Annotated in this window: 11 protein-coding genes; 1 reads left to right on the plus strand and 10 read right to left on the minus strand. The window is 41.6% G+C overall.

Features of this window, described 5'->3' with window-relative positions:
- Positions 1-17: 17 nt before the first annotated feature.
- Complete coding sequence (locus tag E7X57_RS00570) at positions 18-719, minus strand: PGF-CTERM sorting domain-containing protein (protein ID WP_135609483.1); 702 nt, start codon at positions 717-719, stop codon at positions 18-20.
- Between the two features lie 617 nt (positions 720-1,336).
- Positions 1,337-1,822 (minus strand): hypothetical protein, encoded by a 486-nt coding sequence (locus tag E7X57_RS00575; protein ID WP_135609485.1) that lies wholly within the window; start codon positions 1,820-1,822, stop codon positions 1,337-1,339.
- An 850-nt stretch (positions 1,823-2,672) separates the two neighbouring features.
- On the opposite strand from E7X57_RS00575, the gene E7X57_RS00580 reads away from it, so the two are divergent.
- Positions 2,673-3,977, plus strand: coding sequence for a PQQ-binding-like beta-propeller repeat protein (locus tag E7X57_RS00580; protein WP_135609487.1), 1,305 nt, complete (start codon positions 2,673-2,675; stop codon positions 3,975-3,977).
- Positions 3,978-4,535: 558 nt separating this feature from the next.
- Here the strand turns inward: E7X57_RS00580 and E7X57_RS00585 are convergent.
- From E7X57_RS00585 to E7X57_RS00620, 8 genes are all read right to left on the minus strand, one after another.
- A complete protein-coding gene (locus E7X57_RS00585) occupies positions 4,536-4,934 on the minus strand; it encodes a hypothetical protein (protein ID WP_135609489.1) in 399 nt (132 codons plus the stop codon).
- Between the two features lie 135 nt (positions 4,935-5,069).
- Positions 5,070-6,011 (minus strand): DUF4430 domain-containing protein, encoded by a 942-nt coding sequence (locus E7X57_RS00590; protein ID WP_135609490.1) that lies wholly within the window; start codon positions 6,009-6,011, stop codon positions 5,070-5,072.
- A gap of 667 nt (positions 6,012-6,678) precedes the next feature.
- Complete coding sequence (locus tag E7X57_RS00595; protein WP_135609492.1) at positions 6,679-8,553, minus strand: PQQ-binding-like beta-propeller repeat protein; 1,875 nt, start codon at positions 8,551-8,553, stop codon at positions 6,679-6,681.
- 768 nt (positions 8,554-9,321) lie between these two features.
- A complete protein-coding gene (locus E7X57_RS00600) occupies positions 9,322-10,098 on the minus strand; it encodes a hypothetical protein (protein ID WP_135609494.1) in 777 nt (258 codons plus the stop codon).
- Between the two features lie 25 nt (positions 10,099-10,123).
- Entirely contained in the window at positions 10,124-11,770 is a 1,647-nt protein-coding gene (locus E7X57_RS00605; RefSeq protein ID WP_135609496.1) for a PQQ-binding-like beta-propeller repeat protein, read from the minus strand.
- 320 nt (positions 11,771-12,090) lie between these two features.
- Entirely contained in the window at positions 12,091-14,571 is a 2,481-nt protein-coding gene (locus E7X57_RS00610; protein ID WP_135609498.1) for a nitrous oxide reductase family maturation protein NosD, read from the minus strand.
- A gap of 61 nt (positions 14,572-14,632) precedes the next feature.
- Complete coding sequence (locus tag E7X57_RS00615) at positions 14,633-17,896, minus strand: PQQ-binding-like beta-propeller repeat protein (RefSeq protein WP_167880847.1); 3,264 nt, start codon at positions 17,894-17,896, stop codon at positions 14,633-14,635.
- 940 nt (positions 17,897-18,836) lie between these two features.
- Positions 18,837-19,079, minus strand: a complete 243-nt coding sequence (locus E7X57_RS00620; protein ID WP_135609502.1) for a hypothetical protein — start codon at positions 19,077-19,079, stop codon at positions 18,837-18,839.
- Positions 19,080-19,238 lie beyond the last annotated feature (159 nt).

Below are 19,238 nucleotides of genomic sequence, written 5' to 3' on the forward strand. Positions count from 1 at the left end.
CCTTTTTCACCTAGATCTTATTTTTGTCTTTTAGTACCTTTTACACAAAATAAAGACATCAGTAGTCCTGAAACAGCCATTATAAGTTCAAAACCCGGAGTATTAGGCTCCGAATCCTGAGATTGTACATCATCCCGGGAAACTTCAGTGTTTTCAAGTTCCCCTACAGGTTCTCCCCCGGTGACCGGATCAACATTACTTTCTTCTTTATTCACTTCAACGCTTTCTTCCGGAATTATTTCAGCAGAAGAAGTGGAAGTATCTGTTAAAGAAGAGACAGTTGAAGAAGAATCGTCGGTATTACCTGTGTTTCCAGAAGACGAAGAGCCTGTAATAGTGATCGTGTCATCACCTATGATCGGGACGGAAATGTATTCATCGGAACTTGTATAAAACGATGCTTTACCATGAATAATATAAGTTCCTGCTTTTTCACTTGATGGAACCGTCACTTCATATACCAGATCCCTGGATTCACCCGGGAGTATATGACCAGACCACATCCATTCATGGGTCGATTCCTTGAAAAGAGCTCCATTATCCTGAACCATGCTCACAGTCCACCCTTCAGGAAGGTCTTCGTCAATCATTGGAGCCTTGTATGAGTCAGTGGAAGACAAACTAACGGTTACTATGAAGCTGTCACCTGCACTAACGGTATCTTCTGAAATATCTCTACCAACAGTAATACCTTCATCGGCTAGTGCCGGAGAAGACATTAATGATAACGCTATAACCAATAAACTCAGAAAAACACTGTACTTTTTTAGATTAAACATATTAATTTTCCCATATATTCTTTTAATTTATTTGTGATCATCAACGGACTTTGCCAAAACCGAAATGTATAGGACTGTTTAAATATCTTTGATTTGGATTTGCTTTACTTTTATCAGTGCTATTAATATTTGATCCAATTTCTTCATAATTTATGAAGTAGATCGAGGAACATACATACGAACATTCTTATAGCTGTGGAATTCAAAGGCGACAAGAAATCGAATGATATCTTAATTTGAAAGCAAAATACGAAAGGAGCTCATACCCACATTTCAGAACTTACCATCGATATGCTTCCACTTTATCGGGAAATTATACCCATCGTTCACATTCCTGTCAAACTTGTCATTTCTCGTAAATACATGTATAAGCGATCTTATCATCCACCATCCAACTTATGCACAATAGACTTTAATTAATATAATAAAGCCAATTATATAAGCTAAAATCCATAAAGACATTATATGATTTAAACATATCTTTTTGGGTTATTTACATTATCTTGATGCATAACAGTATAAGAGAATCTCTTTTAAATGCTTAAATAGATGTACACTTATTCTTGTACATCCCTTCGTCTCCTGTACATTACATAAGCAAAAGTGCCTGCAATTAACATTAGGAAAAGTACAGCTCCTTTTGCAAACACATTCGAAACATGGACATTAACAGGGATCTTAATACCACTCCCCACCCCAAGGTCACCTTCCGGGGATGTGGATAGAACATAAGCTTTAAACTCGTGCTCACCAGCGCCAGAAACTGGGGGTTTTAGCTCAAGAGTTACTTCTTTAACCTCCCCTGCATCCAGAGTGAAATTATCATTAGAGATCAGGAACCATTCTGTATACTCATCATCCACATAAACAAGATAATTGGAAATCGAATCGCCTGTATTTTTTACGTACAGGGACTGAGTATCTGAACTTCCAACCTCTACAGTGAAGTTCAACCTTCCCGGAGAAGCACCGACACCAGTTGCCGAACTTGCCTGTGCTATCATTAACAGTACCAGTATACTGATTACAATTTTTTTTAGCATCATTCACACCTATAAAATCATTGTAAATAAGAGATGATAATATATAAACAAACTTATAAGAGTTTTATTCATATAATTAGAAACTTGATAATAACTATTGTTAGCTACAGTGCAAATGACAACTCATTAAGTTCTACAAAAACGTTCAATTAGGCCATAATTCCTTCCATTCTAATTGGATATCACCAAACTTATACGTAATTTACAAATGAATCCGAATCTATAACCATTTTGCAAGTTCGTCATCAAAGCAATTGATACGCTGTAAACGTTATTGTAACATACAACTTCTTGTTTTTTATTCCATTTGAATCAAGTATCAGAGTTCTTTGAATCAGCTATTTCCACATACATCGCAATTGTACCCAAAACAGATCCAATATCACAAGAAAGAAAGTAAAAGCGAGACATATTATAAGGAACCTTTCTGAAGGTATTCCCTAAGAACTTTCTTTCTGATATGCCTAAAAGCTGCATTTGTTACATCGATATTAGTCCTATTAAATGGACAAAGAAGCGTGATACAAACTTATGATGTTATCTTTTTTGATAATGTATTTTTGCTTTAAGGGAAACTATATATATAATCGATCATTATCATTATGATCATAGTGTTACTTCTAAAATAAACACTATAAACTACAGGAAATCTGAGAAATAGAACTTGAAAAATTAGATAATCGAGGGACTCCTGAAATCAATTTTGGTAAATGTAAACTGATTTCAAGAATCCGCATCAATAGATAGTTCTTTCTCCTAAATAAGTTTTCCTGATTAGTCGATAAGAAATCACTTATTAGGTTTTTTATTGACACAAAATCGAAAAAGAAACATACGGAGAAACTAAAACATGCAATCAAGAAATTTAGCACTAGTAATTAGTGCAATGATGCTCGTGGGTTTGCTTGCAATCCCTGCATCTGCCGATACAGACTGGGCACAGTTCCAGGGAGATTCCGACAAGAACGCTTTTACGGCTGAAGACGGACCTACCTCTGTCAGTACAAGTTGGGAAACCTATATTGGAGGCGGTGGCTGGATGGGAGTCGATTCCACCCCTATTGTAGTAGGTAACTACGTATATGCAATGTCCTCTAATGGAAATCTTTCCAAGGTAAGTGATACAGGAACTGCAGTTACTTCAGGAAACTGGCCAGTTGATCTGGCTGGAAGCGGTTTCCAGAATTCTGTAGCAGCAACAAACGGAAGTGCAATTTTCGTAGTAACAACAGGTTATAGCAGCGCCACACCAACGCTTTACGCAATCGATGCAGATGATGGTAGCACACTCTGGGATGAGACAATTGGAACCAGCGATTACCAGTGTTCATGCCCTATCCTCTACGATAATGGTAAACTTTACTTTGGTACTGTCAAGATGAGCAACCTCGATGCCACCAATGATAGTGATGATGGAACCTATTATTGCTATGATGAAGACGGAACTCTGGAATGGAGCACTTCTACAACAGACAACAAAGGATACTACTGGGCAGGAGCATGCAGTGTAGGCAATTATATTGTCTATGGTAACGATGCCGGTAATGTAACCCTGGTCGAGAAAGCCGATGGTGATGTTGCAGATTCCTTTGACATCAGCACTGTATTCTCTGACAATGCAGAAATCAGGTCAACATGTGTTTTCGATAGTACAAATAAGAGAATATATTTCACCTCCAAGAGTGGCTATTGCTACTTTGTAGGACTGGATTACAACCAATTTACCCAGGTATACTCCTTCGACACCACCGATACCGCAAGCAGTTCCAGTATGTCCTACAGTACATCCACTCCTGCAATTGACATCGGCGGAGATGTTGTTTATGTTTGCGCAGGCAGCTTTAGCAGTGGCGGACTGTTTGCTCTGAATGCTGATGATCTCTCCGAGAACTGGCAACACGGTTCAGATGGCGCACAGTCATCCCCTGTGGTAAGTGAAGATCTGGACAGCACTAAGAACGTTGTCTACTACACTACAAACGTAGCCCAGGGCACATGTTATGCCGTAAGGGACGATGGTTCTGGTAGCAACGATTACACCCAAAAGTTCGCATACACTCCTACCAACGATAACTACATACTTCAGGGTGTAGCAATTTCAGGCAGCCAGGTCTTCTTCGGTAACGATGATGGTTACCTTATTGGACTTGCATAAATAATTCCTAAATTGAGAAGATTGTGCTTAGGCAAATCTTCTCTTCTTTTTTATTATTCAAGCATCATAATTTAAATTAATTCACTCGAATTGTTGATGTAAACATATGTCGTCCTGATCAAAGCAGCATTATCATTAATGTTTTCAACTTTACCAAAAAAGGAATTAAACGATAGTATCTTTAAGAACAAAATAGAAGATCCTTTGGTCGAATCTCTAGAAATCAAATAACAGGATGCATTATCTCATATTAAATGTTCATTTGTCTTTTTAATGATAAAGCTATCTGTGAATATGCGGTTCACAAGCCCTCAATAACTTGTTGCTATCAATACAACCTTTCCAAAGTTTGCTGAAATACCGGGAAATCCGAAAAATAATCGAGATTTTTAAAGGCAGATTTGTTCAAATCGGAAAGGACCTGTTGCTGACAAAAAAATCCAGATGTTCTCAGCTTTTTTTATATTTTAATTGCTAAAAATAAAGCCAAGAACACTAGTACCTAGTTTAACTTACAAAGATTAGACTCGAAGTTACAGACAATATAAAGCTAAATGTTTAGGAATTCAAACGATGTACGTCATACACTAACTGTTCATTTCCCAGGCGTACATCTATTGTTACATTTCCAATATCATACCCCTTTAGGTATTGGTCGCACATTTCAGAAGAGTACTCAAAGTATGCGTCTGCTTCAAAAGGATCATGGAGTAAAACCACAAGTATTTTTTCACCATTTATGACCAGAAAACTGACTTCCTTAATGCCATCATCCTTTTCCAGTTCGATTTTAAGCTGCTCAATCGATTCGTCAAACCCAGATGTATTATCTCCCGTAATCTGATCACCAGATACATCCGGGGATGTAGACGATTCTTTATTTATATCAGTACATCCGGAGGATATACAAATTATGAGAACTAACAAAATAGAGAGGGATGTGGAGTTTCTATTCATAACTTAAGTTTCCTTTTTACTTTGATATTCATTATAGAAATAAATTATTTATAACAACAATTAGGATTGTTATTTAGCCAGATTCTGGCTTCGAAAAGAAAGGAGCATCTGGGAAACCAGATGCTCACTACCAATTTACGTCTCGTCTACCTCCACTTCGATCTCAACGACGTATGTTGCATTTGCTGCATCTACATCGATGTAAGGTGGTACAAATGTGTATTCAAACGGTGCATAAAGGAATGTCAGCTGATCGTTGTCACCTACATCATTGGCACTAAGTCCGTATGGTGCAAGCTGGTCATTTATGTAAATAAACCATGATGTTTCATCGGTATTTTCGATTCCATTTATGTCAGTAAGGAAAAATGAACCGAAATATCCATAGTATGCATCAGATGCATTATAGGTAAATCCATCATTTTCATCATTAGAAGCTGCATCAAGGGCACCATGATCAGTCAGTGTGTCAACCTGATAACTAGCAGTCGGGTTGTTGGAAGGCACGAAAGTGAAAGTACCTGTTTCTAGTTTGACTTCACCATCAAAGAACTCTATCAAGTCAATTTCGTCCTCAACTTCCTCGATTTCCACTTCAATCTCAACAATGTATGTTGCATTTGCTGTGTCTACATCAATGTAAGGTGCTACAACTGTATATTCAAATGGAGCATAGAGGAATGTTATCTTATCATCATCTTCTACTGCATTGTCACTAAGTCCATATGGTGCAAGCTGGTCATTTATGTAAATGAACCATGATGTTTCATCGGTATTTTCGATTCCATTTATGTCAGTAAGGAAAAATGAACCGAAATATCCATAGTATGCATCAGATGCATTATAAGTAAATCCATCGATTTCATCATTAGAAGCTGCATCAAGGGCACCATGATCAGTCAGTGTGTCAACCTGATAACTGGCAGTAGGATTATTTGAAGGCACGAAAGTGAAAGTACCTGCTTCTAAGTTCACACCTCCATCAAATATTTCAACTGGCTCTGCTGCTGCAGCACCAACCATCATTACACTGAGAAGTGCAACTAAGGCTATACTTATTATTTTTTCTGTTTTCATTTATTTCATCTCTTGCAAATATATATGGAATTATAATAATTTCTGCTAAAAATATTGTAATAATGTACAATGTTCTTGACTTAGCAATTATAATACCATTCAAAATATAACATTACGCATAATCAGATACTGTTAATATATATAACAATATCTTTTTTGATAATATATAATAGTTAAAAGGATAATATAATTTGGAGACGTTAAACCAGCAATCTGTTTGGAATTACTGTAGCGTCTATGAGTAAACACTAAACTCTCGTGAAATATTCAGAGTTTGGATGGAAACGTGCAGATAACCTGATTAGTATCAACTGCTTCGTCGCATTCGAAGGTCCTATGTACATACGATGAAGATAACACCGCCAAGAATGTGCAGAACATCCTGAAAGGCGTCTCCAGAAAACATCATGCTGGATAGACCATCAATTAGATTGCTCATACAATCTTTTCATCCCATGAACAACCCAGGACGAATAATAAAAAAGAAAAAAGGGATTTTACAGATATAGCATCGGGTTTACAGACTGTGCCTTTTTGCACATGCCTCTGATCCGGGAACAAGACACTATACATGTACAAAAATGCACAGAGAGTAAACTTGTCGATACATATCTTTTGTATTCACCAGCTTTTGATCTTTCTTCGGCGATCCATGTTTAGCATAGACTTAGGAAGTTAGCCATAGATTGATCAGATTCTGCAACCTGTCAGTTGTGATTATAGAATCTGTTACTGGTGCGGGTTCATCCGTTAGCCAGCAATTGATCGCCTCCTGCAGTTCTGCTGTATCGATAGCTGAACTTAAAGTCGAGTGTGGATCATCCCATGGGTTCCACTCTGCAAGCCCGAAAAGATAGCCCCTGTCATTGCCATAGAATATACGACCGTCCTTTATCGCCACACCATGCAGCGTATATTCATTCAGTTCAGAGGGGGCTTCATAGTACCACTGAAGTTCAGGCTCAGTATTTCCCGTATAATCCTTCAGGCAATATACCCTTGCATCATCAATGTTCGTGGTGAAGTAGATGTATACTTCCCCATCCCCGTCATCGTAGGCAGTGGATATTACCGGAGAGCCCTGTACACCACCATTCGGAGTGTATTTCCAGATCTGTGAAAGATCAGCTTCGTTGAGGCAATAAACATCTCCCGAGCCTGTGAAAGTACCTGTACCCACGTATACCCTGCCATTGTAAACAGTTGGAGTACATGTGCTTTTACCGATGGAGGCCTTCCGGGCATCCGCAGTGTTGAAGGTGCCGTCCTGATTGAAACCGATCGAGAAGCAGTAACCCGCTTCTGAAGAGGAATAGAGGCGACCTGTTTCCGGAACATATGTTATCGAATTCCTGATCTCATCCCGTTCTCCGCCATAACCAAAGCCCAGTAGTTCGGAAACGTTTACTTCATCAACAACGGTTCCGTCATATTTGTCCAGGGATGTAAGATGAAGGGCATCATCACCAAAAATCATATATCTTCCCACAACTGACGCTCCGGCCCAGTAATAGCCCTTTCCGGTAGGTGAAACATATGTCCAGGCCAATGTGCCATCTTCATTATAACAGAAGTACTTGCGGTTTGTTTCTCCGAAACTTTGCCATTCCCCGAAATAAACCCTGCCATCATCATACATTACAGGAGTGTTCAACTGGGTGAATTCCAGGTTTTCAGAATCAACAGTGACATTAAACAGCTCATCGCCTGATATGGCGTCATACGCATAAAATTTCCCGAAAGCGGTAACAAACAGTTTACCGTTCCCGTAAGCCGGGGTTCCAAGGGGAGCAGTGACACCTTCGGCAATATCATTCGTCCATTTAATATCCCCTGTGTTCCTGTCAACTGCAAATACGGAGCCCATTGCTGACACATAAACCATATCCCCTACTACAAGAGGGTGCACATCGATTCCATAAGCACCTGCTATCCCGTATGTCATAGTAGACCAGGATTCTGACATATCCGGTTCCTGAACAGGAGCCCTGTCGCTTGTGACAGCATTGTTGTACAGATCTTTGCCGATCAGGGGCCAGTCCGTGGAAGTGAATACCTCATCACCGATAATCTCTACTGTGGAATCACCGGTGACTGCACCACCCACAAGGATCTCTGCATCAAAAGCAAATGCATTTGCCTCCCCAGTAATACTTTTAGCACCGGGACCTTCTCCGGAAGGGATGGTGACAGTATAGACATAAGTTACGGTATCCCCGGGAGATATTTCCTGAGCAACAGCCTGCCATGTATAGGAATCTCCGATAGGAGTAGGACTGCCATAACCCGCATTGTCGACTTCTGCGAAAATCCAGCCACTTGGCAATGTTTCTGTAGTTTGCATGGATACAAGATGATCAGTGGAAGAACCGGTACATTCCAGCTCCACTGTAACGGTAAAGGTATCTCCCGGCTCTGCATCAGTCACCGAAATAGATCGAGTTGCTGTCAACCCTATATCTGCCAGGGCAGGAGTTGCCATGACAGTAAGGTAAACTATTACCATAAGCAGCAATAAACTAATTGTTCTTTTTACATTCATATTTGTACCTCTATTATTCAAGATAATTACATTCGAATTTGTTATACTCAGTTAAACACAAATAACTGGATTTCCGAGTTCAAAAATATGTGGTACGTGGCCGGAATGATTCTGTTTTTCCGCAAGAATCGATGCTACTAGGAGCTACGGACATATGGAGAATAACACGAATGATGCTATTGTTAATATCATATTCTTATGTAACACCACACCACCTGTCTGAAACCGAATGCAAATCTACCACAATTAAACTCTAAAGATCACCTTTACCAGAAACGGAACTTAAGTGTCAGTCCCGGCGAAATGTACCAATAAAATATTTAAGGTATTTTACACCAAATTATAAAATAAATATATTTAACCGTTGCGCTTAACCTTACATATATAATTTAAAAAGATTTCATGAATTAAAGAAAACGTTTGACGTCAAAAATAATTTTCATACTTTTTGCTTGTTTTTTCTAGTTCAACACAATAAATGGATTGCCGGAATTAACTAAACTCAAATTCCAGCCTTCAGAAAGGTCTTCATGGATGGCTAGAAACTAATTTCGATGATCTAATAGATAGTCCTAGCAGATAGCCATGCTGTGTACCCTAACGCCATACTGGATCAAAAACGACCATCATCCCCTTCGTAATAACTCCTCTGCTGCCATTGCAGGCAGGAAAAACGAAACAACTAGTAAAAATGCCACCAATCGCAATAATGTTCTTTTATATTCATTATCACCTCCCTTTTCCATTAGAGAGTATGCTTTACCTTATTCAGTATCTTTTACACAAATACACGGACATCAATAGCCCTACAACAGCTAACATAAGATCGAAAACCGGGAGTTTAGTCTCAGAATCCGGATGTTGTACATCAGCCTCGGAAACATCAGAGTTCGGAAGTTCCTCCGCAGACCCTTTCCCAATGATAGAATCGATACTGCTCCCTTCTTCATTCACTTCAACATTACCTTCAGAAATTGATTCAGTAGTGAACGTGGAAGTACTTGTTGAAGAAGAGTTGCTTGAAGAAGGTTCATCAGAAATATCAGCGTTTCCGGAAGATGCCGATCCCATTACAGTGATCGAAGAGTCACCTGAAACCGCACCACCCACAATGATCTCTGCGTCAAATGAAAATGCATTTGCTTCCCCGGTAATACTTTTAGCCCCGGATTCTTCCCCGGAAGGGATGGTGATATTATACACATAAGTTACTGTATCCTCAGGATACATTTCCTGAGCAACAGCCTGCCATGTATATGAATCTCCGATAGGAGTAGGGGTGCCATAACCCGCATTGTCCATTTCGGCGAAGATCCAGCCGCTTGGCAACGTTTCTGTAGTCTGCATGGATACAAGATGATCAGTGGAAGGACCACTACATTCCAGCTCTACTGTAACGGTAAAGGTATCTTCTGGCTCCGCATCAGCCACCGAGATAGATCGAGTTGCTGTCAACCCTATATCTGCCAGGGCAGGCGTTGTCATGACAGAAAGGAAAACTATTGCCATAAGCAGCAATAGTCCCACTATCCTTCTTACATTCATATTCGCACCCTTATTTTCAAGATTATTACATCGGGGTCTGCTTTTTCCATTTAAACACAAGTAGCTGGATGTCCGAATTTGAAATTATGTGACCCGTATCTATCGGGGTCTGCTTTTTCCATTTGAACACGGCAAACTGAATCTCGCTGTTTGTTATCAAGCTTCCACCATCTGACTCAGGGTTGTTCCAGGGATTCCAATCGACATTGATATAGCCCACCTTTGTTTTCATGTCCATTCCCTGTGAACCTATCGCTGTCAGGGTTACGTTGTAAACGCCTGCCGTATCATAAATGTGTACAGGATCCCTTACGGTATAGTCCGTGTTTCCATCACCATCCACGTCCCATCTCCACATGGTTGCTCCGGTGGACAGATCGTTGAATTGCACAGTGAGTGGAGCATCCCCTGAGGTTGTATTTGCCGTGAAATCCGCAAAGACATATTGCGTGTTGAGGCTTTCACTGGTAGCAAGGCTGAACAGGTAGCCAAGATCATTGCCATAGAATATCCTGCCGTTCGAGATGGAAACTCCCTGAAGGGTATACTGGTTCTTCTCTGAAGGTGGCTGGTATTCCCACATCACGTCCATCTGGGTGTTTCCCGGAAGATCCTTCAGGCAATATGTCTTTGAATATTGACTATTTGTGGTGAAGTAGATATAGATCTCACCGTCCCCGTTATCATAGGCTGTGGATATCACAGGAGAAGCCTGTACACCGCCATTTGGAGTATGGCTCCATATTGGTGAGAGGTCCGATTCATTCAGGCAATAGAATTTCCCATTAGATCCGTAAAGGCCACTTCCTACGTATACCCTGCCATTATAGACCACAGGAGTTGAGGTACTCGCCAGATCAATATCCTGCCTGATTACATCCGATTCATTGAAAGTTCCGTCCGGGTTCATACCTACGGCATAGCAGTAACCTGCTTTGGATGAAAAGTAGATCCTGTTGTTCTCCTCGTTGTAGCAGATCGATGAAGAGATCTGGAGGGCATCAAAACCCGGCCACAGGGAGGACATATTAAGTTCGTCCACGGTTGTGCCGTCATTTTTGTTGACGGAAGTAATATAGGACCCATCGTCCCCGAAAACAAGGTAATCCCCTGAACTTCCAACCACTGATGCTCCTGCCCATTTATACTGTTTTCCGCTGGAAGATGGCCTGCTCCAGCATTCTGTCCCGGTACCATCATAGCAGTAATATTTGTTATCTCCTTCAAAGTCACCGATGTATATCCTGTCACCAATGAACGTGATAGGAGAATTCAATTCTCCGGAAGATACTGTGACATTCCAGAGCTGAACTCCTGTCACAGCGTCGAAAGCATGGACCTTCCCGGCATTGGTGGGAACGAACAGCTTTCCGTTACCGTACGCAAGGTTCCCTGTAAGGAAACCACCGCCACTTGAGGAATTTGTCCATTGCAGCACTCCTGTGTTCTTATCATATGCCCACACCGACCCGTCAAATGTTGATACATACACCATGTCCCCGACAACAAGAGGAACAATATCTATTCCCCCCATGCCATTTGAAGCCACATACGTGTCCCAGCACTGCGAAGTTTCAGGCGCGGTTATAGGTGCTTTGTCAGACGTTATGCCTGTCCTTTGTGTATTCACCTGGAATTGTGTCCAGTCGGCTGCTGAAACCAACATCGGCATAAATATCAGAATTATGAGTATTGAACTTAGAAACAAAAATGTTCGTTGATCTTTTTTCAAAAATTTCCCTCCATCCCTGCAGATTTGCTTAATTTGATAAATTGATAAATTTGCCTTTTATCACACAGGACACCTGTTCATACTAACTCCAGCCCTTCAGGTAACCTGAAGAAAACATATCCCACCTGGACAAAAACCTGCTATTGTTATTCATATTCTCTCAAAAATTATATTCCACCACATTTTCCGTATTATCAAAAAATTAAAAAAAAGTTCACCCGGTTTCCCGGATGAACAAGACCTGAAATCGCAATTCAGGTTTATTCAGGAGAGTCAAGCCACTGTGTGATGACGAACTGCAACCTGTCTGTGGTAATTTGTGCCTCTGTTACCGGAGCAGGTGCGTCGGTAAGCCAGCAGTTGATTGCCTGCTGCAGTTCACTGGTGACCACGTTCTCATCAGCTACAGAGTCAACATCATCCCATGGGTTCCAGTCATCGCTGATTGCAATAGAAGCATCCCCACCTACAGGAATGTCATCAACATCTGCTCCAAGAGCGAATGCAGAAACCAGACCTGTGAAGGTATAGTCAGCCATAGGCTCATCGTATGGAATCTGTACGATGTATGAGATGGTTACTTCCTCTCCATCAGTCATATTGTCTGCCCATACCCATTCATAGGTATCTGCTGCATCAGGGTATTCCCTGAATGATGAACCATTGTTGTCTGAAGGAGTTAATATCCATCCTTCTGGAACATTTTCCTTAAGAGTCAATGCTTCAATATCTCCTACAGCTTCCATTGTAATGGTCACAAGGGTTGCATTGTGCTGTGTGACACCTTCAGCTTCGAGGAAGCTGTCCTGCATGAAGGTCTGGTACATGATATCCCTGGTTGCAATTACCGGAGTATTTTCGTTCATGTTGACATTGATGCACACACCATAGTTTGCACCGTCTGCGCCAGCAACCCATGTACCGGTTTCATCCTGTGTCCAGAGTGGAGCATAGAACTCAACGACATCGCCATCATTGAGATAATTGGCACCGAGACCATTATCTGCTGGAATTCCATTGATCAGAATTCCCCAACCTGTACCGCCTACAGCACCGATATCATTGATCCAGAAGGAAGCAGGATATGGATCTGATGCAGGGGAATAGCTTGCATCGATATCAAGACCGGTTTCCATAAGAGCTGCAAGGTCTGTACTGGAATCCCAGGAAGTTCCTGCAGCAGGGTCGACTGAACTTGGATCGATCTTGCCGTATTTGTCAAGTGTAACTTCATATGACATCAACACAAGGCTGGATTCGACTTCACTGTTCTCAGCATTCCATGCGCCCATGAGTGGGTAGGTGTCGTTAACCGGAGGAATGTCAGAGATCAAATACCAATCTTCACCAACACCGTCACCGTTGCTGTCTTCACCTGCGTAGTCGGAATAGTAGTTACCGAGGTAACCTGTGTAGGTTGTACCCCTGTAGGAGTAGGTTACCGGAGTGGAGGTGTTACAAACTGCCGGTACTCCGTTATTGTATGCGCTAATACCGTCACAATTAATGAAATTGTTCAGGTATACCTGGCCATTAAATTTTATGGCAGATGTAGCATTTCTGAATTCATTGTAACGAATGATGTTACTACCGGAGTTGTAAGCATTAATATTTCCAGAAGTGCCTTCAAATACATTGTTCTCTATTAAGAGGTTACCCCCTTGATTGACAATGTACACGTTATCAAGTGTGTTGCCTCTTAAAATCAAATTGCTGGAGTCACCTCTTATATTACCATTGCCGCTGTTATCCTCAATTGTTACATCATTGCCAGTAAGCACGAGCTTAGTATATGCTCCAAATGTAGAATTTCTGACAACTGAATTGTCTGCAAGACAAAGGGTTTCAAAATCACCAGCAGGAAGGTTAAAGCTACAACCATCATATAACGCATCAGAGTAAGCGTATGCACTATTGCTATCACCAATAGATTCAGGACAACTTATAGCAAGTCCATCATCAAAAGTTATTCCTACAAATGAAGTTCCAGATGCATCATATATTGGAAATGCTGAAAAGTCGTCTGCTGGATCTAACCCTATAAAAATTGAAGGCATGCCGCCTGTTGGAGCAATGATTACTTCCCCGCCGTCAGCCATGAAAGTAAGGTTAGGCTTGGCTATGGACAAAACACCCATTCCAATTGAGTTAACATCAAGATCATATGCACCAGGAGCCATCATGATTGTGTCCCCGTCCTGTGCAGCGTCCACTGCTGCCTGCAGGGAGTCGCCTGGGCTGATTGAAATTATTGGGTTGTGAAGGACATTGACATCTGTGTCGCCGAGAGTCGTGCCCGATAAATATACCTCAGAGTCAAATGTCCATGCAGATGATGTTCCGCTGATACTCTGGACACCACCACTTTCACCGGCAGGAATGGTAACATCATAAACAAAGGTTACAATGTCCCCGGGAACCATTTCCTGGGCAACAGCCTGCCAAGTGTATGAATCACCGATAACAGTGGGACTGCCATAACCTGTACTGTCCACTTCTGTGAAAATCCAGCCGCTTGGAAGGATTTCTGTAACAGCCATCGCGGTAAGATGATCAGTGGAGGTAAAATCTGTGCATTCCATCGACACTGTAACTGTGAAAGTATCACCTGGTGCCGCCTCGGTAACCGAGATGGATCGATCTGAAGTCAAACCTATATCTGCCAGGGCAGGGGTTGCCAGGGCAGTAACAGCTACTATTGCCACCATCAACAATAGCCCAAATGTTCTATTTACATTCATTTTCGTACCTCTATTTTTCACTCTGTGTTTTTACTCTTCTTTTTATTTTTCAAAGCTTGTTTTACATGGGAGTTTGTTTTTTCCACTTGAATACAAGTAGCTGGATATTCGAATTTGATATCACATAACCTGTACTCGGCAGAAGTGTCTGCTTTTTCCACTTGAATACAGCATACTGTATCTCGGAATTGGAGATCACTGCACCACTTTCAGAGAGCTCATCATTGAAAGGATTCCACTCACTTTCAATGCAGTAGACACCAGCATTGGTACCATAGTACACCTTGCCCTGGGAAACTGCAGCTCCCTGTAAAACATAGCTATTATCACCAGGAGGATTATACTCCCAGATGAGCATGCCATTCTCGTCGATACAATACAAGGACCCGTCCTCCATTGCCGACGTGAAATAAATAAACGGTTTATCGTAATAGGTTGAAACGGCCGGTGATGATTTTACACCATCCGGTACATCGTATGACCAGATCAACTGCCCTGTGGAATCATCCACACAGTTGAGCTTACCAGTATAGCCGTGCTCCCCCTGTCCGACATACACCCTGCCATTATAGACCACTGGAGTAGACGTGCTGAAACCCTGCATCAGGCTCCATCCATCATTCAGGATTTGACCTGTACTGGAATCAAAACCTACCTTCCAGAGGAAACCCATAGCCTGGCCCTGCTCAGAGGTTGTATAGACATAACCGTCTTCATATACCACTGAAGAGCGGAACAGACCCGGAGTTTCGTTTGCAAAAGAGATCCTGGTATCCAGATCGCTGTCAAGGTTCACCTCATCGACAAGTGTACCGACCTTCCGGTCAAGGCATACCAGTTTACCCTCATGTGTAGAATAAACAACATAATCTCCGACAACTGCAGCACCGTTCCAGAGGAAGCCGCCACAATCAGCATTCGGATGGCTCCACAGGTGATTCCCAAGATCATCATAACAATGGAAATATTTGGTGCCCACACCCTGTCCCAGGCCATCACCAATGTATATCCTGTGATCATAGTAGGTTATCGGGGATTCGAAACAGTCCCCAGCAACATCGATTGTCCACTGCTCAACACCGGTATCAGCATTGTAGGCAGACAGGGATCCACTCTTTGATGCAACGAATATATTACCATCGCCGTATGCCGGAGTACTGGACTGGATAACGGCAGGATCAAGACCTTTCTTCCACAGGTAAGTTCCATCGTTCTTATTATAGGCATACAGTGAACCATTTGAAGTGAAAGTGTAAACCACATCTCCAACCACAACCGGCGGACAATCCACACGTTCTCCTGAAAGATCTACACTCCATTTGAGAGCTGCAGAGTCCTCGATCGGAGCATAGCTACCTGTTTCACCAAGGTTGTTCCACCCATTCTGGAACTGCGCCCAATCATCGACTGCAAGGGTCTCGATCGTCGTTTCGGGCATCACAGAAACTGAGACATCTAACGCGTTGTTTGATTCTGAAAGTTCCTCATTCCCATAATCCGTGTCAACGGTAACGGTTAATGAACTGTCACCGGTGGTGGATGGTGTCCATGTAAAACTGACATCTTCACTTGTACCCGGAGCCACTGCAGGCAATGTAACATCACCAATAATAGTACTGCCTTCCTTAACAGTAACAGTGCAGGGAACAGAATACTTGTAACCGATGTTATTGACAGTAGCTGTCATATCATAGACCTGGTTCACGTAGATCTCAGATGGCGTAAGAGATATAGGCTGAAGGTCACAACCTCCGTCCATCACGTAGATGGATTCCGAGATGATATTGTTTGCTTCATTATTTTCCACGATAGAATCCTGCGGATCAACAGAGATCGAAATTGTGTGCGTACCTGCCTCAGCTACTGTAGGTGTCCAGACAAATGTGACATCCTCTGACCAACCTGCGGCAACATCGATTGTCTGACTGCTGATCTCCACCCCGTCGTCCAGCAGGGAAACCTTTACATCGGTGATGTAAGTTGTTCCCTGGTTTTCGATGGTCGCTGTAAACTCATTTGGAATATCAACATATGCCTCCAGGGTTGCAAGATCAAGGCTCGTAGGCGTCAGGTCATTGACAGCATTGCCTCCATCATAACAATATAGGCTCTTATCATTGTGTATCGTGAACAGTTTGCCATTGTATATTGCCGGCGAGGAACCTCCGTAAGGAGCTATCCAACGCATTTCACCGGTGAGTGCATCCAGGGCGTACAAAGTATCATAGCCACTCGTCATTTCGCTACCACTAGGCGCAGCGCCCCTTCCGACATACACCTTCCCATCAGCAACAGCTACCGATTCAGTCCAGTGTCCGATCCAGAGAGAACCGTCTGTTTCCCACACAGTATTACCGGTAGTTGCATTGAAACAGTAGACTTTACCCCATTCGTAGCCACCAGCCACATAGACATTGCCATATGCAAGTGCGGGGGTTCCATCCGTCCTCCATGTTTCACGCTCCCAGATTATTGAACCGTCATTGGCATCAAGCGCATACGTGGCACCATTACCGTAGAAATTATAACTAGATACGTAAACACGTCCATCGTCCCCGCAAGCCACAGAACCGCATCCATTCTGTTCCATTGAGGTCTTCCACTTTTCAGTACCGGTTTCAGCATCGACACAATATACGAAACCCTGTGCAAGAGAACCATTCTCAACGTGCTGGTAACTGAAACTTGTCAGGTATGCTTTACCATCCATATAGGCAACACAGCCCTGAGCCCTGGGACCATTAAGTCCTGTTCCACCGGAGTCATAAACTGAAAAGTTCCATAACTGTGTACCGTCCGCTTCATTAAGACAATAATAGTGCCCTCCATCCCAGTCGCTGCAGAATACCTTTCCATCTGCAATGGTCGGACCACCATTTACAGAAGCAGCTATAACACCTTCAACCGGCGGATTCACAAATGTCCATTCAATATTCCCTGTTGCTGCATCGATACATGATGTGTTTCGCCCCGATGATGTGAACACATAGCCATTATGGTATGCAGGTGAAGACCAGGACCCATATTCCATGGAATCTAACTCAGTACTCCAAACCAGACTTCCATCGGTAATATCAACTGCTTTGATCCAGCTATAACCGTCAGGTCCGACGTATTGATAGCAATTCACAAAGGCCTTACCCTCAGCAATGACCACAGATGAATCCTTTATAGCATGAATAGGACCAGTTGTCCAGGCGATATTGTTCGTGTCCGGCCCATCGACCTGATAACCTGTGTGCTCAACATCCTTGTGGAACTGATGCCACGAAACATCTGTTGTCTCTTCTGCCATAGCTGGCGAAACAAGCAATACTAAACTCAAAAAAATGAGTGTAAAGATAATTGTTTTCAACTTATTATTCATCAATAATAACCTCCATTAGAGATTTTACAATTTTTTATCCAAAGTTATGTTATATATTAAGATCATACCTGGTCACCACACCAATTATATATTGTATGATATTTAAACAATATATTGCATATTGAACTTAAAATTAAAAGGATTATATATACTTAAAGGTATTGAGTTAGATAACTTATTTTAGCTATATTGATAATATGAAATATATAAGATTCAAATATTAGACTAATTCCATCATTTCCCCTATTAAGAGGGGACATCACGCTTTTTTTATCCAATCTAAAATTACATTTTGAGATCATACCCGGTCACCACACCAATTGTATATTGAACATCTTCAGATAAACAGTTAGGATTCTGACTTTAAAATGATAGGTTTTTACATATATAAAGTTAGTTATTTGAATAATACAACTTATTGAATTGGATAATTGTAGCAAAATATTAACAGTCACCAACTTGCCAAAATTTCGAAATCCACGGTTACAAACAGGCCTGATAACTTGCATTAAACCAATATAATCAAAAGCAGCTTTTGGTATCCTTCAGAAAAAGTTCTGCTCTATTTACATTGAAAATATTTCAAAAAATAACAGAGCAAAAAACGAGTCAATTTGAGCAGATCAATGAAAAAGAAGCGTCCTTTTGATCAAATATCTATCTGGTTCCCACCTTCTTTGTATAAATGTGAACAGACATGAAAATGATGTCTGATCCCATATCAATATGCGTATTGGACGGATGTCCGCTAGTATCCGGCATCAACTTACGTTATGAAAATGTATGCAGTTATCCCCATTAAAAGAGATAACTGCACAATTCCGCTTATGTGCCCGACAAAGTCCTTCTATAATAGAAACGAACCTATCCCACTTTTCAGATGCCAGCAACGACCATTTTACATGGGGTACTGGTTTTTCCAGTAGAGCACTGCGAGCTGAATCTCGCTATTTGCTATAAGGCTACCTCCGTCCGAATCCGGATCATTCCAGGGATTCCAGTCCAACACAATATAAGGCCTGTAAATGACATAATCACTTACCTCAGCCACTGCATGGTTCACCACCCCGCTGTAACCAGAACCGTCTGTTCCGGTGTAGGTCTGCACATTACCACTAATGTTTGCACCGGTGATCAGCACATTTACAGCACCCGAGTATACAAATTGAATTTATTAAAAATGTTGTTATGACTTATTTATTAGAAAAATATTATTAGATATGATTATTGAGATATCTTTTAATGCTAACATATGGTTGTCATAAAACAGGTGGAAGTGAATCGAGCATCCTGGTTATAT

This window comes from Methanococcoides sp. AM1 (assembly GCF_900774055.1).
GTDB lineage: Archaea > Halobacteriota > Methanosarcinia > Methanosarcinales > Methanosarcinaceae > Methanococcoides.